Below are 24319 nucleotides of genomic sequence, written 5' to 3' on the forward strand. Positions count from 1 at the left end.
AACTTTGAACGGTCTCTCGTGCAGCCAGTAAGCTAATGTGCAAGTGGTCTAATGTTTCACCACCAGCCAGTTGCATACGCCTTGAGTGGTTTGGCTCTTTTTACATCTGAGCACTCTAAAAGCTGTAAACCCCTTCAGGGGAAATTTACTGATGACAACGAATCAAATTAGTGCAACGTTGACTCAAACAGACCGGGATGCTGCACTAACAGCGATCGTCACGCTCAAAGAAAAGCTACCGTTTTTGATGGATTTGACCGCAGAGAACGCCGATCGCTACCGAAGATGGGCGATAAGAGTCGGGCGTTTGTGAGCAAAGCGCTGGAAGTGGCACGGCAGAATCCCGACTTTTTGCCGCGATCGTTTGACCTGGATGAGATGAAGCGGGATGTAGAATTGCTTGATCGCTGCATCCTATTTTTCTGGCGCTGACGCAGTTGCAGGAGTTGATAGACGATACGGTAGTGGCGGTGGGCAGTGATGTGTATGCAGCAGCACTGCTGGTCTATAACTTTGCGAAAGCAAGCGGGAAGGGAGCGGGGTTAGATGCGGTGGCGGATGAGATGAGTAAGCGGTTTGTGCGAAAGTCTCGGAAGGTGGAGCCGCAGAGGACAACAGTGAAGTAAGAAGCTTGACTATTTGACCTCGAAGGCTGACGGTTGAAGCTTAGAACTCGGACATTAGAGCAAAACGCTCAATATTCCTGGTTCTGAGCTTCGTTTTTAGACCAAAAAGCCTGAAGTTCCGAGTTCAAAGGTCGAAGTTCCGAGTTGTGGGGTCGAAGTTTCAAGTAAAAAGGTCAAAGTTTCGAGTATTACAGGCAACGCTCCGCGTTTCTTGGATGCTGAAGGCTATATAGAGGTTGGAAGGTGCAGACTAGAGGACGATCGCTGCACTTCCAAGATCAGACGATCGCTCATTCAGGTGGGCGACGAATTCTAGTTTGGGCTTCATCAGCAACAACCAGGCATCCTTGCAGAGATTCCAACGAATAGTCGTTGAGGATGCGGGAAAGCAAGTCTAATACAGCCTGTCGGCTACGGCTCCGAGGGTGTCATGCCCTCTGCAAGGTTATCGAGAATGACGGATACCATAACGCGGGTTCCAGTAATGCAGGGTTTACCGTGACAGACGTGGGGATTGATGCTGATGCGTTCTTGCCAGTTATTCATCTGCTCTAATCTCAATTATTTTGGCTCTTCCATCACTCCGTCGAGAAAGGCAATCGCGCCTTTACCCCAAGGATTTTGCTCAGTAAAGTGCTCACCGACTTTGACTGCTGCCTTTTTACCCCCATTCCATAGACGTTTTAGGTTCAAGAAGTTTTGGAGTCGAATAGGTTGTTTTTGAACTTCAACATCAATGATTTGAATTGCCGTTTCATCCGTAGCATTGGGATGCTGCCGTTGAAGGTCATTGATGAATTGCTCAAAGTCAGCCAGTAAAATTTCAAAGTTTTGCTCTGTAGTAGTGGCATTCTGCGTAAACTCCTGTTTACTGCCGGAAGCCGCGTAATTGACTCCGATCGTTGCACCTTGCTGGTTAAAAATTGTCACACCTTTTGTCTGCCCTATACGATGAACTCGATCCTCAGCGTTCTGCATCTTGGCTGGATTCCAGGGCTGATCAAAATGAATTACATAGGTTGCCTCAGTCAAAGTAATGCCATAACCAGCAGTTTCAAGCGTTGCTAAGAAGACCGTAGTCTCCGGATTATTTCTGAAATCGCTTACCGCTTGGTCTTTCTGCTTTTGTGTTCCTTTGTAAAACACATAGCGAATTCCCGTTTGGGTAAGCAATTGATCAATCTTATCTGTTCCTTCTATTCGATACTGCGAAAAGATGAGCACCTTTTTCTGGTTAGCTGCAATGGTTTCCAGTAGTTCCAGCAACAAAAATGTTTTAGGACTTGTTGCTGGTTCTTTCGCAAAGTTACAAATCTGCTTCAACTCTACTAGCAAAGCAAAAATATGTCGCTTTGTCTGAAATGTTTGTTCTCCATCCAGTGAAGTTTCAATCTTCCTGCGACCTGCATTCAATGCTTGGTCATAAGCAATCCTTTGGGCATTATCTAAATCCAACCAAAATTCTTGCCTCTCTTTATCAGGTAAGTCTTGCAAGACCTTCTCCTTTAAGCGACGGAGCATGAATGGCTCGATTATGGTTGAGACATCTCGTGGCGAATAATCAGCTCCTGTTAAAAATGTTCCTGGACGGATAAAGGCGAACAATGAAACAACATCTTCCAAGCGATTTTCAATGGGGGTGCCAGTTAAAGCCCAGCGATACTTTGATTGGAGGTAGCTGTTCAGCAATTGCTTGCAGGCTTTCCGCAAATTTTTCAGAAGTATAAACTTTTGCTGACTGGCGACTAGGATCTAGCGGATTTAGTGTGTGAGCTTCGCTTCCCCGGTTACTACAGAGGCATCTGCTCCCATCATCCGAATCGTTGGGATTTCCTGCTTGCTATTGATACCCAGTAGTAAATCATCACAAACCAAAATCAAATCAGGTTTATTGTCTACTGCGCTGAGAAGAGGGAGTCCCGTCAGATCTACTGCGATGTGCTCCTTTAACAATTCACCATAAAGGGTTGTCTGAAGAGGCTGTGGACGAACAGGTGATGTAATGCGAAACTCCAACGGTTTGGTGTCTATAGAAGTAACCAGGATTGCTCCACGTGTAGCGGCTCCATCCTCAAAACGATACACACCGAGAAATCCAATTGTACTAATCGCCATCTGTTAAGGAAATTGTCCAAACAACCCTTATAGTAGCCAGTCTCTGGCAGATTTCGTCTCAGTACAAAGTGATAGTCTTGTTACCATCAAAACTATATACACTCGCCCCAACCTCGCATTTCACCTTCTGATCTCGACACTTCGACCTTTAGACTCGAAATTTCGCCTTCTGAATCTGAAACTCCGACCTTAAAGCCTGACATTCCGACCTCAGAACACGGAACTTTGACCCCCGAACACGAAACCTCGACCTCAAAGCCTGATATTCCGACCTCAGAACACGGAACGTCGAGCTATAAACCTGAAACTCCAACCTCAAAACCTGAAACCCCGACCTCGAAACTCGAAACGCCACGTTGGCGCAGCTTTCCTTAGGAATCGCCCCTTAAACCTTCCCCTTATCCTCCACTCTGGGACGCTGCATCACAATAGACCTCCTGCATGAATTGAAAACGATGTGCCAGTTTGCGATCGCCAGCATCGATACTGGAAGATGATCGAACTTTGGCACACACGCATGCGCTACCACCAATTGCAATCTCTATCCGAGGCTGAGTTCAAACGCTTGTGCGGCGTGAGCCGTAGCACGTTCAGCGAGATGGTTGAAGTGTTACGCACCCAACTTGACCGTCAGGGACGGCGCGGCGGACAGAACAAACTGAGCGTCGAAGACCAGTTGCTCGTGGCGTTAGAGTATTGGCGTGAGTACCGCAGTCAGTTTCACATCGGTGTGAGTTGGGGCGTGGATGAAACGACGGTCGGACGGCTCGTCAAAAAGGTAGAAGACCTGCTGATCAAGTGCGGCAAGTTCCGCCTCCCCAGTCAGCGTCAACTCTATCAACCGGGTTGGGAGTGGACAGTACTGATCGTCGATGTCGGTGAGATGGCAATCGAACGCCCCCCAAAAAACAGAAACGTGACTACAGTGGCAAGCAGAAGTGCCATACCTTGAAGGCGCAACTGTTGGTGGCGTTTGAAAGCGGACAGATCGTTGCGACAGTCGTGGACACGAGTAAAATCCATGACTTCAAACTGCTGAAGCGCAGCCGCTTGCCGTTTATCTCGTCGCAACTCTGTCTGGCTGACCGCGGCTATCAAGGGTTTGCCAAGCGCCATGCTGGAGCCTGTACGCCCACTAAGAAGCCCTGGAACCTGCCGTTGCCAAAGGCGGAGAAGCAGCATAATCGAGCGTTAGCACGGTTGCGAGTACGAGTCGAGCACGTGATTCACCGTTTCAAGATCTTTCGGATCTTTTCAGGACGCTATCGCAATCGCAGAAAGCGGTTTGGCTTGCGCTTAAACCTGATTGCTGACTTACTGAACTACGAACTGGCACACACTCAGTAATTTGTGCAGGAGGTCTACTGTTTTAGAAGACAGTGCGAGCAACTAAAAACCTCTGCAACATAACAGTTTCAGAGGTTTTCGGTTTAAAGCGGGCGGCGAGAATCGAACTCGCATCATTAGCTTGGAAGGCTAAGCTATTTTACCGTGATGATGCAGTGGTAGCGGGTGTTTCAGATTTTGAGTCCTTTCAAAAGGGTGGAATCGTACTCAAAACGTACTCAAAAGGGGTGTGCTGGTGATTTTTTGCAGTGTACATTCCAAAAAGAGAGCGAGACGTAGTGGAAGGTTTGAGAAATTAACTTGATACACGGTAGCGATTAATAAGTAGAAAGACGTACTCAAAACGTACTCAGCAGTTTTTGAAAGGTACCGAGGGTTTTGAAAGGTACCGTGAGGTTTGTTTCAAAAGTTGGGTGTACGTTTCAAAAACTAGAACGTTCCCTCAGTAACCGCTGAGAAGCGCTGTAAAACACCAGTATCGTTTGTTCGACAGCTAGGGACAGAATTTTTGTTACTTGGTACTAACGGGTGTTTCAAAAAAGGTAGGGAAAAGTGGGTGTGAAACTGGGTAGGTAAGTGTCTACCTATTTTTAATGGCATTAGCTAATGCCATTAATTTGAACTACTAACAAACAGAAAAAACCCCTAATCCAGTGAGGACAGGGGTTTCGTAAAGTTTACTGTTTGAAGGGCTAACGTTACCGTCTACCTTGGGTTAACTGTAACAGAGTTTTTTGAAAGGTACCGTGCGTTTTTGAAACAAACTTGAAAGGTACCGAGCATTATTCTACCTGCTTAATCAGTGCCTCATTGCAACGTCCACAGATTAACTGTAGGTTCTTTCCTCCAAATGTCTTTTGTTGGCACTGAGGACAGCAGTAAGTAGTCTTCCTATCCTTTTTGGGCTTGCTTCTACTGTCTTCAAGGTCTAACAAGGCACTGCTGTTAGAAGGCCTCAACAAGGCTAGTTCCGGTGCTGTTGCTACTGCTCTCATAAATCTTCCTCCCTCTTCTGGTGTGAACTCTAGTGAACGTCCGTAATTCGCTGATGATTCAAATCCTATACCGTTCATTACCCTGACAAATTCCGCGTTATGGTCATGCTTCGTTGGCTTCTTTTCACCTTTCTCGTACTGCCACTGGTGAACCATGAGATGCACCAAATGCTGATAAAAAGCTACCTTGCCGCCAATAATGAGTTCTTGGTTCAGTTGTAGCTCGTGGCAGGTTTCACCCGTTACAGGGTGTTTATGACCGTCTCTGATGAATTGTGCATCTACCTTGGTTAAAGGCAGCAGGGAAAGCTTAGGAAGAGTTAGTAAGCCACCCAAAAAAGCATTGTTGCAGTAATACCAGTAGCTATCCAGCGCTAGCGCATCATCAACGTTTGGAGAGATGGACATATCGGTACCTTTCAAACAGTGGGTTTTACTGTTGAAAGTATACGGTACCTTTCAAAAAATGTCGGTACCTTTCAAGTTTTTGTGCGGTACCTTTCAAAAGGTTGACAATGAAGCGACTGCTTAATTACATACTACAACGTTGTGGTCAGATAAATCAATAATGTAATAATTGAATGGATAAATAAGTAGGTAGGTAGGTAGGTAGGTTAGATAGATAAATAGATAATGAATAGATAGATAGATAGATAAATAGATAGATAGATAAATAATAGATAATAGGTCATAGGTAATAGGAATAGAGTAAGTAATTAGCTGTTGTAAGCGGTAATTAACGATTTTGTCAGGGCGCATAACGTAAAACTGCTTGACGATTATGGATGTTGAGATATCCTAAAGGAGCGCAAGCAAAACGCCCCATCAAGGTGCTGGAAACACCGAGACAGGGCTAACCCCCATTACACATACCTGTAAGAGAGGCTGAAATGAATCATAACGCTAAGGCGGTAGGAATCGATCGTGATGCCGTTAGAGACCACTTTCTAGCGATTACTGGTGTGACGCTTTCCAGTGAGACGCTACGCTATGCAGTGAAATACGGCTACCCAGATGCGGTGTTTGGTTGGATTAACGCTGCGACTGAGTTTAGGGACGCTCTGAGGAGTGCTTTCGGTGAGAACGGCTTAGGGTGCGATATGAGGAAGAAACGCACTTGGGAGGCACTTGAGAGGGTGATAGGACAGTTCTACGAGTGTCGCTCTAGTAGGGTTACTGGTGAGGGTGTTGGTGAGCGTGAAGGTAAAGGAGAAGATGAGACTCCCTTGGAAGTGTGGCATCTGGATGACCCTAATTGGAGAGATGAACGCATCATGCAGATGAGTGAATGGCATCCGTTCTTTAGAGAAGTGGAACCCAAGCTGCGTTGGTGTGTTGCCTTGGCTGAAGTGGCGCTAGAGGGTTACGCTGATCTGCTGATGAAAGAGACGAAGGATGAGCCTGATTACCTGCTAGCTCACCTGGATGAGGAAGTCATCGACTGGATAACTCGACATCTAATAGACAGTGTTAAAAGGGTGTGGAAAAATTGCCTCGTGGAACTGATGCACCATTAACTCGTAGCTAACCTCGTTTCCTCCAAAAAGAACCCTCCTACTGTAAAAGGTAAGAGGGTTTGTTGTTGAATAAATTGGCAAATTAAATTGCCAATTGTTTTACCTAACCATTAGCAAGTTGCCAAGTGGGGTGAAATGTAGTTGTAAGTGGGTGTTGAGGTATCTACCTAAACTTTTAGCCTAAAGTTTTAGCCTAAAACTTCACCCTCACTCTTAATTAGTCTTTAGGCATGATGTGAAGCAATTTCGACTTGTCTGAGTAGTGCTTTTCAATCATCTCAGCGCTAGTGTCACACCAACGGGCTATATCAGCTACACCAGACCCTTTGGCGAGTTGAGCGGTAATAAAGGTGTCTCTACAGCTATAAGGGCTTACGTCAGGCTTGATGGTACGAGCGAGTTTATTCCATGCGTTAGTCCTGAAATTGGCAAAGGTGATGGAACCTCCTTTCGGTGCTGGGAAGATGAGCGCATCAGATTGTAAGGAATCACCCGCTTTTTCAGACAGTGAAGTCATGAAAGCAAGCAGGCGAGGGTAAAGGGGTAGCATTCGAGTTTTACGGTTCTTACTGGTGTCTGAGTGTACTTTCCTGCCGTTGTTGGGTTGAGAAATGGAACGTCCCATCGTGATGTAGCCTTTCTCAAAATGAACGTCCTGCCACTGCAAACCTACAGCTTCACTAGGACGGCATCCGGTGAGGAACAGGAACTCTACAAAAGGTGCGTAGTGACGGTAGTTCATCCCTGGTCTGTCATCAGTCTTAAATAGCTCAATGAGTGCGTCTGCTTCCTCTGGTGTAAAGGCATCTGCCTTGTTTTTCACCTTCAAATCATCCTCATCAAGACTTTGAACCAAACGAGCGTAAGGATTGCTGGTGACTAATTCATGCTCTATACCCCAGTTACAAGCAGCAGAGAGACCCATAAAGACTCGTTTAGCGCGTTTGGGTGTGGTGACAGCTAGAATTGCCTCCCTCACTGCTAAAGCGTTCGTAACTGGCATCTTAGGAAGCTTCTCAAGGATGCGCCCAATGTGCTTATGAAACTCACGAGTGGATTCTTTGCTGCGAGGAGCGAGATAGGTAGTGTGAAGGCTGTAGAGCTCCAACGGGGTGTGTACCGCTGCTGTAATAGCTGTAACGGGTGTTAGATGGGTTTTAGGCTTGTACTTGGCGAGGGTTTCATCAAATGCGTCTAAAGCGTAGTCTCGTTCGATTTCACGGGCTTTAGCTGCTGCAATCACTCGGTTCTCTGGGGTGTCAGCTAAACCGAGGGTGAGTCTCTTTTGAGTACCGCTAAACCAGGGACGAGGGATGTTAAGTCTGAGTCTTCCCTCCCTTGCCTCAATGCCTACAGAACCTTTACCTGCTTTGCTCTGTTGCTTCTGCTGTTTGCCTTTCATGGTGTTCTGAGTACGCTTGCTAAGGTTGTAATCACATCGTACTCAAAACGTACTCAAATGGCTACTCAATTACGTGTTTTACAAGTGCGTTATGTGGGTCGTGAAACGCATAACGGGCATTAAAAAACCCATAATGCCCGTGTAGAAAGGGATTATGGGTGTGTGTGTTTGAAAGCGGGCGGCGAGAATCGAACTCGCATCATTAGCTTGGAAGGCTAAGGTTTTACCACTAAACTACGCCCGCAAGGGGAAACCTTCCAAGGCCTTTGCAATTGTAACACACTCTTAGCAGTGTACACCAGGGGACATTGCTTCTGGAGGATTTACTAATAGCTAATCTTTCAAACTGCTGTCCCTCTTCTAAATGTCCTTGTTCTAAGGGATTTGTACCTGTGCATTAACCACCAGGTTTGACTGCGGCGGCTTCACCAGTTTGCCATCTACACGATCCTGGGCAGGGTTAAACTGCCACTGAGTAAAAATCTGGTTAGCAACAGTAGTTAGGGTTTCTTCGTCGATCGTGCTCCCCAAAGAAGAAGAGAGCAACGTTGCCTTTTCGACACTCAGCACTTTCCCATTTTGATCAATGATGAGTGCCGCTTGCAGGTTAATCGTTTGCGTTGAAAGGGCAGATGGATAACGGATGAAAAGATTTTGCTGGAAAACGCTCGGCTGGGCTGGTTGTCGTGAGATATCGACAGAGGGTGGACTAAAATTAGTCACCTTGACGAACACGCTCTCTTCCTGCGGCCCGTGAGAGATACGTTCGCCCGTTGCGGGGGGCTGCGAATCGGCTGGTAATGGTTCAGAGCCACCTAAAGGGTTGGGCAAAGAACCTGGTAACCGTTCTCCGGGTCGATCGGAAGGTGGTTGGGGCTGTCTTGTCTCGGACGAATCGGATGGTGGAAAAGGATTTCTCGTTGAGGTTGGCGGCGGTTGAGTTGAGTTGTTGGCAGGAGTAGAGGGCAGCGGAGCCGGGTTTCTGGATGACTGGGCTGGAGCGCTCGATGGTTTCGGTTCCTGTGTACGGACGGGTAACCGCCTTCGCGGAAGAGGCTGTACGAATGGCTGTTCTACGGCTGGATTGGTTTCTGATGGATGAGATCGCGCCGTGTTGGGTTGAGCCTGGCTTGTAGAGGGAGTCGTTGATGAAGGCGCACCAGGACGAGCAGCGATCGACTGGTTAGGTGTTGACGATCGTGCAGTCACAGCAGTTGGATCGACCAACTCAATGGTAATTGGCTCTGTGGTAAGCTGTACGGTTGCAGTACGAGTTAAAGCAAGGGTACCGAGAATAAACAGCACCAGATGAATCAGCACTGACCCCAGCACTAGCGAGAGCCAAAGGGTGGGTGGATCGGTCGATCGTGGAACTGCTGGCGTAGGGGGCTGATCAACGGGACTTATCACGGGGGCAACGGCGTTAAAGCCATGAGAGAGGGCTGCTGACCTTTCAATCAGCTTGATCCTAGCTCACTCGTCGCATTCCCTAACTCATTGCCCACGCTTCTAGAGTGCTCAGGAGGTTTCCAAGAAAGAATGTAGCGCCTGGTAGGGGGCAGGTTTTGCCAAGTGAAGCACACTTTCCGGTATGTTGATTCGTAAAGCTGTAGTTAAGAATCTGGTCATCGCTTCCATCTGCGTGAATAATTAGCTCAAAGATGAAAACCTCGCGCTGTTTTCCAGGATTAGTCTGGCTGCTTGTAAAAAAAGGTGCTTAACTATGGCGCAACTTGATATTTGGAGAATTCAGGCTTTTGTTCGCCTGGCATCGTTGGTGAACAAGTTACAAGGAACGGTTGGCAAAAAAGACGAGTTAGTAGACGACTTAATTCGAGTGTTGAGCAATCTGCCTCCTCGTCCTACCGATAAGCCACCCTACGTGGGGTTGTTTTCAGTCACGGATGTCAGGGTTGGCAGACAGGGCGCAGCTACGCGATTGCAAGAGTTGGCGGGTAGTCTGCAAGGAGCGGTGAATGACAAAGATGGGCAGATGGATAACGTGCTGCGATCGCTCAGCAATTTGCCTGCTCGACCCGCAGGTAAACCACCCTATGCCGGGTTATTTCCCACCAGCACGATGCTGCTACTGACACCACCACAAATTTTAGCGATCGCCCCCGAAGCCAGCACGAGCCGAATCAATGCGCTCACACCCTTTTTGAACCGCACGATGGTTGAGTTCAATGTGTCAACGCCGTTACGACAGGCCCATTTTCTGGCCCAGTTAGCGCATGAATCCGATCGCTTTAATGCCCTAGAAGAGTATGCTTCTGGTGAGGACTATGAAGGTCGAGATGACTTGGGCAACATCTACAGTGGTGATGGTGTGCGCTATAAGGGCAGAGGGCTAATTCAGGTGACAGGACGAACAAATTATGAAGCCTGTGGCAAAGCGCTAGGGGTCGATCTCATCAACAATCCGACCAAGCTATCATCGCCTGACCTGGCAAGCCGGAGCGCTGGCTGGTTTTGGACAACCAATCAGCTCAACGGAGATGCCGACAACGACGATGTGAGAACCGTTACCAGGGTCATTAATGGTGGCTATAACGGGCTAGACGATCGCATCCAGCTTCTGCAAGCCGCCAAACGGGCACTGAAGGTGTGAGGGGAAGAGGTGAGGGGGGAGGGGTGGGGGAAGGGAGTAGGGAGGAGTTTTGAGTTGGTTGAGCAGTCAGCTAGCAGCTAGCAGCGGTCAGCTACCAGCCGTGAGTCCACTTCCCACTCTCGACTCCCCACTTCTGCCTTCTGCCTTTTCTAGCCTTCATCCCCCATCCCCTCCGCCTTTAGCCTTTCCCCACTCCCTCAAAGCGCTGTTGTTCGTACTACAAAGTCTCCAGGCTTCGGTTTGGGCAGGCTTGAAGTTGGTTGGGGCTGTGTGACAGACGGTTGCGTAACAGGTGTCTGTGTGACAGGTCGTTGCACGATCGGTGACTGGGGCACAGGTTGCGGTATAGCTAACTGTGGGATTTCCTTGGGGACTGTGACGATCGGTCGAGTTGCTGCCGCAGGCAGTGGCACGCGAATGGGCTTGCCTGTGATGGGTGATCCGGCAGAACTCGTGGACTGATTAGCACTGGGCCGCACGGGCGTTTTCGACCCGCTGACCGGAATGGTCGTTACGGGAGCCGTTGTCGACGGTGCGGGTAGTGGAGTGGGACGGGTAGAGCCTGTAGCGATGGCTGATTCGGGTGGTGGTACGGCAATGGGAATCGAAGCGCTAGCAGGTCGAGAGGAGGATGTGACGGAGCTACTCGGACTACTGGAACCCGGCGTAAAGATGATATCGGGACGAGATACAGGCAGTGGCCCTGAGGGATTTGAAGTTGGAAGGGGCTTAGACGGTAGAGGCAGTGGCGCGGGGGGTTGTACTGGAGCGGCTGCGATCGCGCTATTCAACGGTTGGTCATTCGTCAGGTAGTAATGTCCTAACGCCTGATTGTTATACACTCGACGGGTAATGCGCCAACCAGGATTCAAATACAGCTTGGCAAACCCATTCGTGGCACCACCCGCGCGACCAATTTGAATTTCTGGGCCGTTGCGAGACATGGTTGGCATGCCAACCAACAGCAAATCGCCATTGCGTTTCACAACCCGCAGGCTGTATTGCAGGCCCAAGTCCTGGTCACCCATCCGAATGGAGTAGCCATTGGCATCGGTGCTACGTCCACAAATGCCCGTAAAGTCAAAATTTACCAGGAGTGGATCGACCATTGTGGGACTGGTGCCGCTCTCACTCCAGCAGGCACGGTTATTGGCAACTTGCTCAACAATCAAAAGCTGGTGTGCATTGCTGCCATAGGGCGAAGCGACCAACACCAGCCTGCTAGGATCTAAATCTGCCTTGCTAAACAGGGCCGCAGTGGCTGGTTTTACAACGGTCAGGGAACTAAAAGCCAGGGTTGCTAGAGCAACCACTTTAAGATGAGTCATCATATCCGTTTGTCTGAGTAGGAAGGTAGGTACTGTTGTCCTGTCCGCATCCCTTTCTCTCCCTTCCGGACGAAATAAAACACCTATGTGCCAATTTTCCAACTGGCAGATTAAAAGATTACAAATCCTTACAAAGCAATGGTTTTCGGGAACTCTTACACTGCTTTTCGGTCAGCCAAATGTTACCTCGCAGACCTTTTTAGGAACGCTATTCCTGTGATTGATCGGCTTGAAGTTGTTGGAGTTCGGCGATCGTCCATTCAGTAATTCGGGCGATCGCTTCGAGTAGAATGTTTTCCTGAAGCATTCTTAGGGCTATCGATCGACGCTCTTCCTCTCTGCCCATTTGTTCAATCGACGTAACGTAAGGCATCTGTCGCTCCTGTTCGTACTGCTTAAGTTCTGCTCGAAACACCTGCCTCAAGCCCTCCGGTCGCTTTCCCAACTCGGCATCCCGCACAACTTGCCGTAGCTATTGATCCAGAAAGTCATACCCTCGACTCCAATCAATATCGGCGTGAATTTGAGGAAAGAAGAACTGCATGAAGTCTTGGAAGTAAGCTTCGAGAACGTCTTTCCAGGGACTATCAAAGGCGTCACGAGGCTCGGTCATCGGTTTACTGGAAAATAGTTGCCTCAGCGTAGCAGAAAGATCGGTTACGATAGAACACCCACTGCAAAATGTTTTAGCCTTTAGCTTTTCTTCCCTCACCTTATGCCATCTGACCCTTGTTCTATTGTGGTGGTAGGTGGTGGTGCGGCTGGATTCTTTGGAGCGATCGCCTGCGCCAGTCATTACCCCAACGTGCGAGTCACACTGCTAGAAGCGGCTCGTCAACCGCTTGCGAAAGTGCAGGTATCGGGTGGAGGACGCTGCAATGTCACCCATGCCTGCTTTGATCCAGCGCTTTTGGTGCAGCATTATCCCAGAGGGGGCAAGGCATTGCGGAGTCCCTTCAGTCGCTTTCAAGCACAGGATACGGTGGCATGGTTTGAGTCGCATGGCGTGACGTTGAAAACGGAGGCGGATGGGCGCATGTTTCCCATCACGGATGACTCAGAAACCATTGTGGATTGCCTGATGGAAACCGCTAAAGCAGTGGGAGTAAAGCTCTGGCAGGGCGCTGCCGTGAAAGCTATCACTCGCAAAGATGATGGGTTTAGGGTGGATGTGAAGGCGGGTGAGGTGCTGCGGTGCGATCGCCTCCTTCTCGCCACTGGCAGCAGTTCCCAAGGGTATGCGATCGCGCGGGCTTTAGGGCACACGATCGAGCCACCTGTACCGTCTCTCTTCACCTTCAACCTTACGGATAGCCGCTTACAAGATTTAGCAGGTGTGTCGGTACAAAACGCCCATTTACGACTGCAAACTGGCGAAAAAAGTCCTTTAGAGCAAACGGGGCCGCTTTTGATTACCCATTGGGGCTTGAGTGGGCCAGCGGTGCTCAAACTTTCTGCGTGGGGAGCGAGAGCTTTATACGATCGCCAATACAAGGCAACCTTGCTGGTGAACTGGTTGCCGCAAACTAATCCAGAGGCACTGCGCCAACAGCTTCTAGTGGTAAAAGCGCAGTTACCAAGACGAGCGATCGCCACGAGTTGCCCGGTTCTCATCCCCCGCCGCTTGTGGGAACGCCTGACGAACTATGTGGGCATCACGGCTGAAATGCGGTGGGCAGAGCTTTCTAACAAGACATTGAACCTGTTGATTCAGGAGTTGACGCGTGGGCAGTATACGATCGACGGCAAAGGAGCCTTTAAAGAAGAGTTTGTGACGTGTGGAGGGGTCAACCTCAAGGAAGTAGACTTCAAAATGATGGAAAGCCGTCTCTGTCCTGGTTTACATTTTGCAGGTGAAATTCTCGATATTGATGGTGTGACAGGTGGTTTCAACTTTCAGAGTGCCTGGACGACAGGATGGATTGCGGGACAAGCAATGGGAATGGCTTAAATTCTCAAGTCTTAAATTCTCAAATTGAACACTTGCACCAGGCCAATCACAATCAAGTAGATTGCCACAATTAAATTGAGCAGTCGAGGAATGGCGAGAATCAGGATGCCCGCGATGAGTGCAACAATGCCGCTCAACCGGAAATTTACAGCAACTTGTTGGGCCAGAAAGAGGTGGTCAAGCACGGCGTTTTCCTCTGGATGCGTTGGAAAATCTCACATTATCGTGTCGATCACTCTGTGTGAATATATCTCAAGGTAGAAAACATGAGATATAACTTGGCATTAGTTACCTCATCAACCATGTAAGCTAAGTTAATTATTTGCAACAGACATTATTGAAATGTGTTGTTCTGCTAATCGTAGACTTAATAAGAAATGGATAATATTAATTACTCAAAAGCTTTCCACGAAAAACGAGAATTCACTATAAATGGAGGCAAGATCAATTTTACAACCATCGAAGCTGGAGAGTTGATTTTAACTTCTGGGCAATTAGTTGCTTGCGATCCACTGACGTTAGTAGGTAGCGAACCTTTCACAGCGACTTTAGAACCTGGGAAATACCCAGTTTTGTTAAGTATTGCTCATATCGAAAGAAATAAGCAACAAGAAGCTCATGTACTTGCTTATGCAATGATCTGCGTTCACCATGACTGGCAGCAGAGTTCAAATTGGGAAATGGCATATCATTCTGGTGAAAAGCTAGGCAGTGTTTTAAAATTCAATCGTTTCATTGCTAATAGCTTCTGCCCCCTTTTCTTGTATGCCCAAAGGGCTTTAAGCCCCCAATGCTGGGGGACTTTGAAGCTGGTTTACAAGCCCCCAAATTTGGAGGTTGGGGGCTTCCGAGGGCTTTAAACACGCCCTAGATTCTCTTGAAGAAGGAACTTTCTTTGGTATGGTGTTGACTCCGGAACAGGCTGTTTCATGAATGCAGATGTTACCACAATACTCGATGATTCAATTTACGCGGAAGAAGAGAGTATTCTGATTTATCAGTTGCAGAATTTGCTTGAAGTCAATCAAACATTTACATGCTCTTGGGCAAATATGTGTTTAGATAACGAGACTCAAGCTAACGTAATTGCATTTTCAAGTGGTTGGGGAGACGGAATTTACCCAACTTATTTTGGATTTAATGAAAGCGGTGAAGTTGTGAGTGTTATTACAGACTTTGGTGTCTGTCCTAAATCACTGCTTCAAGTCTAATTTTGAGCAAGAGATAGCATCTAAAAAAGCTGGTCTTATTTAGGTTGTATTCCTTGGTGTTCTAGCTGCAAAATATCGAATTTCAACAGGTGGAGGAGGGTTTGGAAGAACGCAGCCGGATCGTGGTTGGCGTAGCGATTGAGGAGGGTACTGACTGGGAGAGAACTATTCTCGGCGATCGCGCTTAACATCGCATCCTGTACATCCAATGCAAGCCGTCGTTCAGCCCCAAAGCCTGTAATACCAATTTGACGTAGCGCCGCAAGGGGATCTGGTTTCGCCATCGCGCCCAGTTTGAGGCGATGATCGGCACCAAGCGTTGTGGTTGGGTAGTGGGCAAAGAGACGGAAGGGATCATCCACTAAGGGATAGGGTGGCTCGTTGGGTGCCAGAGGTGCAACTTCGGACGCGATCGCCCGAATTTCGGCTAGCTCTTGCCATAAGCGTTCGTATGCGGCAATAATTACACTCCAGTCATAAACCTGCTCGGCTCGTTGGCGGGCTGCGGCACCCATCCGTGCTCTCAGATCAGGATTGGTCATTAAAGTTGTTAAAGCTTGTGTGCAGGCATCAATATCGATCGCGGTGGCGATCGCGGTATGCGCTACGTAAGCGCTGTAGGGCATGCTATCGCTCAACTGCTCCCAGGCTAAATCTAGCCCTACTCCAGGTGGCGGCAACACGGTTGGAATGCGAAAGCCATCAATTTCATGGCGCACCGATGCTTGATAGCCATCCCAGTCAGACACGATCGTCGGTAATCCGGCTGCCATTGCTTCGATTGGGGTGAGACCAAACGTTTCCTGAATGTTGTCGGCGAGAGACAGGAAGATATCTGCAACTGACCAGACGTTGGCACGAATGGTGGGCGATCGTCCATCCACACAACTCGTCATCACCGAGGGACAAAAGACCTGAGCGCACTCGCGCACGGTAGTAGACTCCGTTTCGTTTTCAAACCAGCCAGCTAATACCAAATGGACTGCTGCGCCCGTTGCCTGTGCGGCTCGCTCTAGCGCCATAAACATCGGCACTGGATGCGCTTTGGTGCTGAAGCTAAGCCGTCCCACGTACAGCACGACAATATCGGTTTGCCCAATGTCCCACTTCGCCCGCAGATCACGACGAATGGCCTGCGCCTGCTCGCCTTGTGGAAAGGCCGTACAATCGACCCCTAGCGGAATGACGGGTAGCTTAATTTCTTGCTGGATGTGACCACCCGTCCGCTTGGCTAAATACTCGCTCCACGTGGCCCAGAGGCGTTCAACGACAGTTTTGACGGCGGGTGATGGACACACAAGCGCATCCCAGGGTTGCACCGGAGCCAGCAGCAGTTTACCCAGATCTTCCATCGCGTCTTTGCTGGCGATCGAGTGTGTCATGCCGCAAATGCTATAAGCTTGCTGATTGACGAACCGCCGTTCCCATACCATTGGCGTGATGACCGAATCGGGACGAAAGACGGCACCTGGTTGCGCCAGTTGATGCGGCTGGCTATATGGCAACCACTGTACATCCCGTTGACGCGTCAGCCAGGGCTTGACCTGTTCACAAAATTCTGTAAAGCCGGATTGCTCGGCTGTATAGCAATATAGGCGATCGGCTGTTCCGTGCTGCACAAACCCTTTAAGAAACCCTTCGCTGGCGGCTTGGCGTCCATACAGCTTTTGTCCACCCGTATGATAGCCATCTTTGAGATAGAAAATTGCTGCTGTGGCGCTCATTGCGTTGCTGCTTGCTGCGTGTCGATCGCCATCATACAGCGGTAATAGGGATAGGGTGTGTGGTGTAGGGTGTAGTGAATGCCGATGAAAATGGCTGGGGACATTGCTTTTAGCTAATGATTTGCTCTAACCAATCCAAGCCACCAACTGCTATTGCTCCGGCGATCGCGGCGGTGAGTGCTGAAGAGAAGGCGGTTGCAAAGAGCCACCAGGCGGCAACAGCGATGGCTTTACGGGTTTCTTCGGCCTGACGTTGGGCCTGCTGTTTAAGGGTTTCAACGCGACGTTGGGCTTCTTGCTGAACGGTTTCAATGCGATCGAGAGTGCTGAGACGGACGGCATCAACCCGATCGATCAGGTTCTGGACAACGTTTTCTGACAGATCATCGCGGGTGCTGAGCAAGGCAGATAGGGTTTGACGATTGAAGCGGCTCAACTGTTCGCGTAGCGTGTCCCCAACGGCGCTGCTGAGATTTTCTAACCCAAGGCGTGGATCGACGAGCAATTGTTGAAGTTCATCTTTCAGGCGATCGTAGTCCAGGTCAGGTAGCGGCAGGGAGGTGATGTAGTGCTGTAGCTGGTCAAAGGTGTTTGCAAGGGCGGCTTGAGTCTGCTGCTGTAGCGTTTTTGCTTGCTCTATCGCTTGTTTGATTGTCGTTTCAAGTTTCTCAAGTAGATGACTGATTTCTGCCTCAGTCAGATCGCCTCGCTCAGAGAGCACTGCCAGCCAATGGGCCTGATCAAAGCTGAGAAACTGCTGTTGCAATGCCTCGGCCCAATGACGGCTCCCTGAGTCAGAGGCTTGCAGTTCGTGGAATAAGCGTTGAAGGAGTTGCGGCAGGCGATCAATGCTTAAATCTTCGCGTTCTGCATACCGCAGGTAATCTCTCAATGTGTCTTGCCACTGTTGAATTTGCCGTTTGCCGCGCAATGCAAAGCGACGGGGTAGCTTACCCACCGTGTAAATGGTCTGCTGTACTTGCTCTACAAGCTGTTGCTGTTGGTCGATCGTCAGGTCTTGCCGTTGCTGCACGCGATCGACCAACAATGTCCAGTCGATGTGAGTCAGTTCACCAAGAGCTTCTTCGGTGAGGTGATGCTGCGTCAAGTAGTGGAGTAAATCTTGAGGCAGTTCAATTGCATTGAAGGTCGTAGGGTCAAGGTGCTGAAGGTAGTCTGTAAGAATGGTCGATGCCTGACTGTAGCTCGATCGTGCGGCATTAACCGCCGCTTGGGGCACCTGAAGCAAACTGTTCCACGTCTTTTCTAGCTGGCTCAGGACTTGCTTTTGGCGCTTGACGGTCAAATCCTGACGATCGGCGAGCCATTGCGTTACCGCTTCAGCATCAAAGGATGGTAAGTAGTGCCGCAGCTCAGCAAATTCGCTTTGAGTGGTTTTAGTCAGGGCGTTGAACCGGCGTTGGATGTTACGAGCCGTCAATTTTTGGCTGCGATCGCTTACATAGTCGCCAACCTTCTGCCAGAAGGCCATCGCCTCGGTGGACAAGGTAGCTTGACGGGTTTGAAGTTCTTCTAACAGGCGATCGCGCGCCGTTTCTAGCTGGGTTATGAGGGCGTCTAATTCCTCCTGAGTCAGGTCTTGTCGCTCCTTGAGGCTTGCTAGCAGGCGATCGTGGGTCAAGTAATGCAGGCGATCGCTCCAGTACTCAAGCGAATGTTCTACTTGTTGCAGAAGGGTCTGGAGTTGCTTTTGAAAACTGGCTGGCTTTAGGGCACTTTTCTTAGCTGTACGAAGATACTCGCTGACCTGAGTGTAAAAGGTTTTAAAGGGTGCTTCGCTGATAGCAGCTTCCAGACTGTCCAGCACTTCCAGGCGTGTTTCTTCCAGGCGATCGACGATTTTGTCGATCTTTTTAGAGGTGAGATCATCCCGTTGCTCCAGCAGCGACACAAACGCCTCGCGGTTTAAGGATAGAAGCTGATGTTTTACCGCGACTGGGTTTGCTTCAGAATCGTAAAGCACATCCTTGAATTCTTCTGTGACGGTTTTGCGCGTCAAATTCCAGGGATAGGCGTTGAGCAAGTAAGCTTCCACATCGGACGCGATCGTGGCGCTAAACGGATCGATCGAGTTGTCTGCGTCTGTTGTATCAGAGGCTTGGGTGAACGCCTGTAACTGCTGCAAAACTTTGCCGACATCAAGATCAGAGAGATCTACGCGATCGCGCACGGTCTGCGCCAACCGTTTAATCAACTGTTTTGGTTCCAGTAAGGCGATTGGGGTTAGGTCTGCAAGTCGCCCATCGATTGGTGCATCCTGCTGAGCTTCTGCGCGTAGATGCTTGAGACGATCATTCACCGCATCGGGTGTTAGTTGATCGGGGCTGGCGGATTGCAAGAAGGTCGTGAGGTCGGCGATCGCGTCATTTCCACCAGTTACCTCCTGCCACACCGCTTCCAACTGATCCACAACCTGATTAATATCGTGCTTAGAAAAATCGGTGCGACGGCTGACGAGATCGGCTAATGTTTGGCGATCGATCCTGCTAAGAGCCGTTTTCTGCGACACAGACGGCAGTTCTGCGTTTGCTAGAATTGCTGCGACTTCATTCCGAATGCGCTCCAGATCAAGCTTGGGTGGTTGCAGCGTCTGCACATAGCTCTGAAGCGTCGTCTCAACTGTGCGAGTATTGGCTTCTAGCTGCGTTTGCAGCGTTTCCAGGCTCGATTCGGCTGCGGCTAAGCGGTTGTCTATTGCGGCTGGCAGTGCAGTGGCAGCATTCTTTGCATCCTTATTGCGTCCCAGCGCGGTCATGGCCGTTGTCATAAAACCCTGCACGCCGACACTGACAGCCCCGGTTACTAAGCCCATCACTGACCCTGCGGCTTTTGAACTCAACCAGGTGAGCACCAGGAAATAGCCTGCCCAGATGACGATGCCCAACGTGGCTCCCAGCGTGAGTGTGCTCACCAGGCTCAGTTTGACCGCCAGAAACGACGCAACAAAAAGGACAGTGTTAACGGTTAAGAGCGTACCTGCTCCAACGGCAAACCCAATTTTGCCTGCGGTACCTGCATGGCCTGCGACTTTAGTTTCAGCTTCGGCCTCCTCTTCAAGAGCTTCGTCTGGTTTTGCTGCTTGCACACCTGGTAAGTAGCCGATCGCGGTGATGCCTGCCGCAATCCCAAAAGTGCTTAACAATAGCTGCACTGCAAAGGCAATCAGCAAACCTGTAAACAGCGTGACCAGGACTGGAGGAGTACCCATTGCCAAAAACGAAGTCTCTGAATGCATCGAGCGCCATGCAAATGCGGCAGTGCTAAATTACGACAGCCCAGGCAGTACTACGATTGCGTGTCTGCCCAGGCTGTCAAAGCTAGCATCAGCATAGCAACCGAAGATTGTCGGTCGCGCCCGTCCTAAGTGAGACTTCAAGGAACTCTCTCAATTGAGTTGGGGCATAGCATTGCTATGCCCCAATGACCTTAAAGGATGCCTGCGTTGCTGAGACCCAAGATCATGCCTGCTCCCAGAATATGACCAAAGCTTGTGGTAGCCAGTAGTTCGGGAACGCCAAACCCTTCAAAGAGACCAGGTACCTGCACAGGCAGCGCCGGACCGACACCACGTCGCTGAATGGCGTAGCGCCCAATCGCGATCGCAAACAGGTTTGCTGCAATCATGACAATGGCGATGTTAGGCGACCATTCGATCGTCCGTGCAACTGCTACCAGAGATGTATAAACCAATTTTCTGCCTCCTAAATCATTGAAAAACTTATAAACAAAGAGGATTATAAAAATACCTCAAGAACAAACTAAAAAAAAGGCTAGATTTGTTTTAAGAGTTAACAAAAACCGTTATCTTTCGATACATCTCATGCGTCTACGCGTCAAAATTTGTGGTATCACCAAACCAGAACAAGGAGGCGCGATCGTCCAACTGGGAGCCACAGCGCTGGGTTTCATTTGCGTTGAGGCTTCACCGCGCTATGTCTCGCCGACAGACATCGCAGCCATTGTCGCTGCATTGCCCCATCTTGAGACTGGAAGACCCAGCGGTGATCGGATTGGGGTGTTTGTTAACGCGAGCCTTGAAGACATTGAGCAGACCGTTGCGATCGGCCAACTTACCGGGGTTCAACTGCATGGCAACGAAGCGCCTGAGTTTTGCGATCGCCTCCGCCAGGTAATCCCTGAGATTGAAATCATTAAAGCGCTACGTATCCATACAGCCGATGCTCTGGCGCAAGCCAATACCTACGCGGCCTGGGTTGATACCCTTCTTCTCGATGCCTACGATCCAAAACTGTTTGGCGGCACTGGCAAAACGCTTGATTGGTCCTTGCTTCAGCAATTTCAGCCAGCGTGCCCGTGGTTCCTGGCGGGTGGTCTTACGCCAGACAATATTCTGAATGCGTTGTGTCAAGCTCAGCCTCACGGCATTGACCTTTCAAGTGGCGTTGAACATGCACCCGGTGATAAAAACCTGCGGGAAGTCGCTCGGTTATTTGACCAACTTGAAACGCTCCAAGCACCTTCAGCTAAACCGCTGTAGAACTTCAGCCGTCGCCCGTCCGGTTTTTGCCCAACTGAACTGACTGGCTCTTGTAAGGCTGGCGCTACGAAGGTTAGCCCATAGCTGAGTATCGGTAGTGATGTCATGCATCGCCTGCGCGATCGCCCCCACATCATAGGGATCGACCAAAAGCGCCGCATCGCCCGTAACCTCTGGCAGTGACGATACGTTAGACGTGATAACAGGTGTACCGCAAGCCATTGCTTCCAACGCAGGCAACCCAAACCCTTCCCAGAGGCTTGGAAACACAAGCGCGATCGCCTGATTGATCAGCTTCGGCAAGTCATCGTAAGCCACGTAATTCAAGAACTTAATCTGATGCGTGAGTTGCAACTCTTCGATTTGGGTTTGTAAAAGCGGCAACTGCCGTTGATCAGTTGGCCCTGCCAGCCAAAATTCATAGTCTGAACAATTGGGAAACGTAGCAAAAGCGGCGATCGCCCGCTGCACATTTTTATACGGTGCAAAGCGACCTAAATAGAGAAAATAATGACGCTTAGGCAAATCTAGAAACCGAAAATGTTGAGCATCGTAAGCAAGGGGAATCGGAGTAATTCGATTGGCAGAAAGGCCACAAAACTGCATGATATCTTGTGCCGTTGCGCTGGAGTTGCAGATGATGTGTTCTGCTTGTCTCAATACTTGAGGAATATAGTGACGGTTATAAAGCGTTCCGGGTGAAAAGCGCTTGGGGAAATGTAACGGAATGAGATCATGCACCATCACAATAGTGCGACAGTTTGACCATAATGGTGCTTCCGGTAAAACCGAAAATAATAGCTGAGACGCCAGTTTTTGGTAGATCTCAGGAAGCTGAAACTGCGTCCAGACTAAGCGTTTAAAGTGACCCTTTAAACCGTATTCAGCTGTTAAATCAGCGGGAGAGCGATGAAACGTATATCCATCAATCTCAAAGGAACTAATAACTTCGGGGTTGAGCGATCGTAGCTCTTTAACAATGTTGAGACTATAAGTAGAAATACCAGTAGGTTGAGGTAAAACAGGAGACAAATTCACCAAGATTGACATAGTTGATGAATACATTATTTGCTGTAATTTTTAACAGCGTGTGTTCGGTTTAGCTGCATTGGATAACGATAGAGATCTAGAAGCAAGCGCAGTATCTTAAAGTTGGTTGGATTAAACGATCTTAAAGTGGCAAGCGCAAATTTAACCAGTAGATAGCATCTTAGAACAGCTTGTTCCCACACTGAGCGATGCTTCCGATAATAGTAAAGCTGACTGCGGCGATATTCTAGCCGCATCCGATCAGAAACTTTGTCTACAGAATAGCCGCCCAAATGAATAATCGAAACCTCTGGCGTGTAGAGGATCTGCCAACCTCGATCGCGCGCACGCTGACAGAGATCCGATTCTTCAAAGTACATAAAAAAGGCTTCGTCGAACCCATTGAGCGCTTCAAATAACGATTTGCGTATGAAGAAAGCGGCACCAATGACAATGTCAACAATCTGAACTTGTGCGAACCTCTGTTCAATCATTTCTCGGTACTGAGGGTTGTTAAATTGCTTGAGTTGTTTGAGCGTTTGGTATTCTCCCGCAATGCTGATTTCCGACGCGATCGAAGACTGCAAGCTACCATCTGTATTTAACAACTTCGTCCCAATAATACCGACTTCTGGATGTTCTTTCATCAGCATGACTAAAGGAGGTAACACATTATTGGTTAGCAGCGTGTCTGTATTTAAGAAAAAGAGAAATTCTCCTTGAGCGTGTTTTGCCCCTACATTGTTTCCTGCACCAAAGCCTTGATTTTCTCGTTGCTTAAGCAGTTGTACAGTTGGGAAATTCTCACTAATTAACGTTGCACTATCATCAGTAGAAGCATTATCAACTACAACAATTTCGTATGGAATAGTATGAAGAAATTGCAAGAGCGATCGCAAACAATTTACTACCACATCTGATCCGTTGTAGTTAACTAAGATAATTGAAACTACAGCCGTACTCATTTGCACTCCCTACCCTCGACTCTTTTATTCCTCTACCAAATTTTACCCAGCTTACCTAAAAAACCATGATAGGTACCAATAATGCACGCGATCGCTTTTTGGGATTTTGAATTTGAATCGAGCAGCAAAATTTTAAGCAGCGTTAATAGCAAAAATTTCGCGCGTCTTAGGGCACACGTGAATCGATACCATCCTTTCGAGTGTGCCAATTCAAGATACGTATGATTACGACAAATGTAGTAATACCGCAGTGGAGAGTAAAGCTGAAACGCCTTTTTCTTACCCAGTAACTCAACTTGAAACGGCACCCCAAACCGATGATACATCGCTGCACCAGGCACCACCAAATTGTGGAAGCCTGCTTGGCGCAAGCGTAGCCCATAGTCTAGATCAAGGCCATCAATGAATAGTCCAATCGCTGGAGGCTCCACGCGATCAACTGTTTGCAACCACACCAGCGCACCAGAGGTAATGGGGGCATCGCATTCATAAGGAACCGTTGGGTTATCAGGCAAAAAGCCACGAAAGCGATCGCCCAAAAACAGACTTGGCTTCACGATTTGCCCTGTGCGAGCATCGATCGCGGTGGGTGCCATCATGCTGATCGCATACGCCTCTGTCGTAAACTCACCATACGCTTCTAGTAATCGTTCCAGACAATCAGAAGCCGGAGCACTGTCCTGGTCAAACGTCCATAGAAAATCATATCCCTGCTGCACGGCCCATTGCGTTGCCAGTGACAACCCTCCCGCAATGCCAATATTTTCAGGATGATGCCAGATCAGAAGACGATCGTCCTCTCGATTTGCATCCGAAAGTTCCAGCGATCGCAACGAGTTGTCAACAATGACAATTTTTTTAATAAGGTAGGACTGTGCTCGAATCGCTGTAAGACACTCATTCAAAGCGATCGCATCCTCATACGCCGTAATGTATGCAGCAACGGTGTAAGTCGTTTGACGATCGCTACCCATGCTTC

The 24319-nt window shown here is 49.0% G+C and carries 26 protein-coding genes, 1 tRNA gene and 1 pseudogene; 11 read left to right on the forward strand and 17 right to left on the reverse strand.

Translation table 11 applies throughout. The features are described 5' to 3' along the window. Nucleotides 1-151: 151 nt before the first annotated feature. The 3 genes from AC5JLP_RS22585 to AC5JLP_RS22595 are packed head-to-tail and all read left to right on the forward strand — an operon-like array spanning nt 152 to nt 626. Entirely contained in the window at nt 152-313 is a 162-nt protein-coding gene (locus AC5JLP_RS22585; RefSeq protein ID WP_496070213.1) for a hypothetical protein, read from the forward strand. Then, on the forward strand, nt 310-432 hold the full coding sequence (locus tag AC5JLP_RS22590) for a hypothetical protein (protein ID WP_496070214.1): 123 nt from the start codon (nt 310-312) through the stop codon (nt 430-432). Before AC5JLP_RS22585 ends, AC5JLP_RS22590 begins: the two co-directional genes overlap by 4 nt. Nucleotides 433-437: 5 nt before the next feature. Continuing rightward, nucleotides 438-626, forward strand: coding sequence for a hypothetical protein (locus AC5JLP_RS22595; RefSeq protein ID WP_496070215.1), 189 nt, complete (start codon nt 438-440; stop codon nt 624-626). 411 nt (nt 627-1037) lie between these two features. Here AC5JLP_RS22595 and AC5JLP_RS22600 read toward each other — a convergent pair whose 3' ends face one another. From AC5JLP_RS22600 to AC5JLP_RS22610, 3 genes are read right to left on the reverse strand one after another with little or no spacing between them, the layout of a single operon-like run. Further along, the gene (locus AC5JLP_RS22600; RefSeq protein ID WP_496070216.1) at nt 1038-1172 is read right to left on the reverse strand and encodes a DUF433 domain-containing protein; all 135 of its coding nucleotides are present in this window, start codon (nt 1170-1172) and stop codon (nt 1038-1040) included. A 15-nt stretch (nt 1173-1187) separates the two neighbouring features. After that, nucleotides 1188-2336 (reverse strand): DEAD/DEAH box helicase, encoded by a 1149-nt coding sequence (locus AC5JLP_RS22605; protein WP_496070217.1) that lies wholly within the window; start codon nt 2334-2336, stop codon nt 1188-1190. 51 nt (nt 2337-2387) lie between these two features. Continuing rightward, nucleotides 2388-2741, reverse strand: coding sequence for a hypothetical protein (locus tag AC5JLP_RS22610; protein ID WP_496070218.1), 354 nt, complete (start codon nt 2739-2741; stop codon nt 2388-2390). A gap of 517 nt (nt 2742-3258) precedes the next feature. On the opposite strand from AC5JLP_RS22610, the gene AC5JLP_RS22615 reads away from it, so the two are divergent. Further along, nucleotides 3259-3693, forward strand: coding sequence for a transposase family protein (locus AC5JLP_RS22615; RefSeq protein WP_496070219.1), 435 nt, complete (start codon nt 3259-3261; stop codon nt 3691-3693). Then, nucleotides 3690-4088, forward strand: a complete 399-nt coding sequence (locus AC5JLP_RS22620) for a transposase (RefSeq protein WP_496070220.1) — start codon at nt 3690-3692, stop codon at nt 4086-4088. The genes AC5JLP_RS22615 and AC5JLP_RS22620 overlap by 4 nt, the downstream gene beginning before the upstream one ends. A gap of 782 nt (nt 4089-4870) precedes the next feature. Here the strand turns inward: AC5JLP_RS22620 and AC5JLP_RS22625 are convergent. Further along, on the reverse strand, nt 4871-5491 hold the full coding sequence (locus AC5JLP_RS22625; RefSeq protein ID WP_496070221.1) for a hypothetical protein: 621 nt from the start codon (nt 5489-5491) through the stop codon (nt 4871-4873). A 482-nt stretch (nt 5492-5973) separates the two neighbouring features. Between AC5JLP_RS22625 and AC5JLP_RS22630 the strand changes: the two genes are divergently transcribed. Further along, on the forward strand, nt 5974-6600 hold the full coding sequence (locus tag AC5JLP_RS22630) for a hypothetical protein (protein WP_496070222.1): 627 nt from the start codon (nt 5974-5976) through the stop codon (nt 6598-6600). Between the two features lie 217 nt (nt 6601-6817). On the opposite strand, the gene AC5JLP_RS22635 is transcribed toward AC5JLP_RS22630, so the two are convergent. The 3 genes from AC5JLP_RS22635 to AC5JLP_RS22645 form a co-directional block, all read right to left on the reverse strand. Continuing rightward, nucleotides 6818-8002: a tyrosine-type recombinase/integrase gene (locus tag AC5JLP_RS22635; protein WP_496070223.1), complete on the reverse strand. Its 1185-nt coding sequence runs from the start codon at nt 8000-8002 to the stop codon at nt 6818-6820. Between the two features lie 173 nt (nt 8003-8175). After that, a tRNA-Gly gene (locus AC5JLP_RS22640) sits at nt 8176-8246 on the reverse strand. A 131-nt stretch (nt 8247-8377) separates the two neighbouring features. Continuing rightward, nucleotides 8378-9412 carry a hypothetical protein gene (locus AC5JLP_RS22645; RefSeq protein ID WP_496070224.1) on the reverse strand — a complete coding sequence of 345 codons (1035 nt, stop codon included), beginning with the start codon at nt 9410-9412 and terminating at the stop codon, nt 8378-8380. A 313-nt stretch (nt 9413-9725) separates the two neighbouring features. Here AC5JLP_RS22645 and AC5JLP_RS22650 point away from each other — a divergent pair, with 313 nt between their 5' ends. Then, a complete protein-coding gene (locus AC5JLP_RS22650; protein WP_496070225.1) occupies nt 9726-10613 on the forward strand; it encodes a glycoside hydrolase family 19 protein in 888 nt (295 codons plus the stop codon). Between the two features lie 197 nt (nt 10614-10810). Here AC5JLP_RS22650 and AC5JLP_RS22655 read toward each other — a convergent pair whose 3' ends face one another. From AC5JLP_RS22655 to AC5JLP_RS22665, 3 genes are all read right to left on the reverse strand, one after another. Continuing rightward, the gene (locus AC5JLP_RS22655; protein WP_496070226.1) at nt 10811-11944 is read right to left on the reverse strand and encodes a DUF3747 domain-containing protein; all 1134 of its coding nucleotides are present in this window, start codon (nt 11942-11944) and stop codon (nt 10811-10813) included. Nucleotides 11945-12149: 205 nt separating this feature from the next. Further along, nucleotides 12150-12386: a hypothetical protein gene (locus AC5JLP_RS22660; protein WP_496070227.1), complete on the reverse strand. Its 237-nt coding sequence runs from the start codon at nt 12384-12386 to the stop codon at nt 12150-12152. A 27-nt stretch (nt 12387-12413) separates the two neighbouring features. Next, a complete protein-coding gene (locus tag AC5JLP_RS22665; protein WP_496070228.1) occupies nt 12414-12554 on the reverse strand; it encodes a hypothetical protein in 141 nt (46 codons plus the stop codon). 102 nt (nt 12555-12656) lie between these two features. Between AC5JLP_RS22665 and AC5JLP_RS22670 the strand changes: the two genes are divergently transcribed. Then, on the forward strand, nt 12657-13892 hold the full coding sequence (locus tag AC5JLP_RS22670) for a BaiN/RdsA family NAD(P)/FAD-dependent oxidoreductase (protein ID WP_496070229.1): 1236 nt from the start codon (nt 12657-12659) through the stop codon (nt 13890-13892). An 11-nt stretch (nt 13893-13903) separates the two neighbouring features. Here the strand turns inward: AC5JLP_RS22670 and AC5JLP_RS22675 are convergent, their stop codons facing one another. After that, a complete protein-coding gene (locus AC5JLP_RS22675) occupies nt 13904-14077 on the reverse strand; it encodes a DUF3096 domain-containing protein (protein WP_496070230.1) in 174 nt (57 codons plus the stop codon). A gap of 192 nt (nt 14078-14269) precedes the next feature. On the opposite strand from AC5JLP_RS22675, the gene AC5JLP_RS22680 reads away from it, so the two are divergent. Together AC5JLP_RS22680 and AC5JLP_RS22685 are read left to right on the forward strand one after the other, a co-directional pair. Then, nucleotides 14270-14752, forward strand: coding sequence for a DUF4241 domain-containing protein (locus AC5JLP_RS22680; protein ID WP_496070231.1), 483 nt, complete (start codon nt 14270-14272; stop codon nt 14750-14752). A gap of 42 nt (nt 14753-14794) precedes the next feature. Next, nucleotides 14795-15103: pseudogene (locus AC5JLP_RS22685) on the forward strand (DUF4241 domain-containing protein); the annotation flags it as partial. Between the two features lie 35 nt (nt 15104-15138). Here the strand turns inward: AC5JLP_RS22685 and AC5JLP_RS22690 are convergent. The 3 genes from AC5JLP_RS22690 to psaK all read right to left on the reverse strand — a co-directional run bounded on the left by AC5JLP_RS22690 (nt 15139) and on the right by psaK (nt 20538). Then, nucleotides 15139-16827, reverse strand: coding sequence for a glycosyltransferase family 4 protein (locus tag AC5JLP_RS22690; protein ID WP_496070232.1), 1689 nt, complete (start codon nt 16825-16827; stop codon nt 15139-15141). Nucleotides 16828-16936: 109 nt separating this feature from the next. Then, entirely contained in the window at nt 16937-20083 is a 3147-nt protein-coding gene (locus AC5JLP_RS22695; protein WP_496070233.1) for a hypothetical protein, read from the reverse strand. A 191-nt stretch (nt 20084-20274) separates the two neighbouring features. Next, complete coding sequence (gene psaK / locus AC5JLP_RS22700; protein WP_496070234.1) at nt 20275-20538, reverse strand: photosystem I reaction center subunit PsaK; 264 nt, start codon at nt 20536-20538, stop codon at nt 20275-20277. Between the two features lie 130 nt (nt 20539-20668). On the opposite strand from psaK, the gene AC5JLP_RS22705 reads away from it, so the two are divergent. After that, nucleotides 20669-21346 (forward strand): phosphoribosylanthranilate isomerase, encoded by a 678-nt coding sequence (locus AC5JLP_RS22705; RefSeq protein ID WP_496070235.1) that lies wholly within the window; start codon nt 20669-20671, stop codon nt 21344-21346. Here AC5JLP_RS22705 and AC5JLP_RS22710 read toward each other — a convergent pair. From AC5JLP_RS22710 to AC5JLP_RS22720, 3 genes are read right to left on the reverse strand one after another with little or no spacing between them, the layout of a single operon-like run. Then, a complete protein-coding gene (locus tag AC5JLP_RS22710) occupies nt 21329-22396 on the reverse strand; it encodes a glycosyltransferase family 4 protein (RefSeq protein WP_496070236.1) in 1068 nt (355 codons plus the stop codon). The two genes, AC5JLP_RS22705 and AC5JLP_RS22710, sit on opposite strands and share 18 nt — an antisense overlap. 14 nt (nt 22397-22410) lie before the next feature. Beyond that, on the reverse strand, nt 22411-23340 hold the full coding sequence (locus AC5JLP_RS22715; RefSeq protein ID WP_496070237.1) for a glycosyltransferase family 2 protein: 930 nt from the start codon (nt 23338-23340) through the stop codon (nt 22411-22413). A gap of 32 nt (nt 23341-23372) precedes the next feature. Beyond that, a complete protein-coding gene (locus tag AC5JLP_RS22720) occupies nt 23373-24314 on the reverse strand; it encodes a glycosyltransferase family 2 protein (protein WP_496070238.1) in 942 nt (313 codons plus the stop codon). Between the last annotated feature and the right edge of the window lie 5 nt (nt 24315-24319).

This window comes from Stenomitos rutilans (assembly GCF_059505485.1).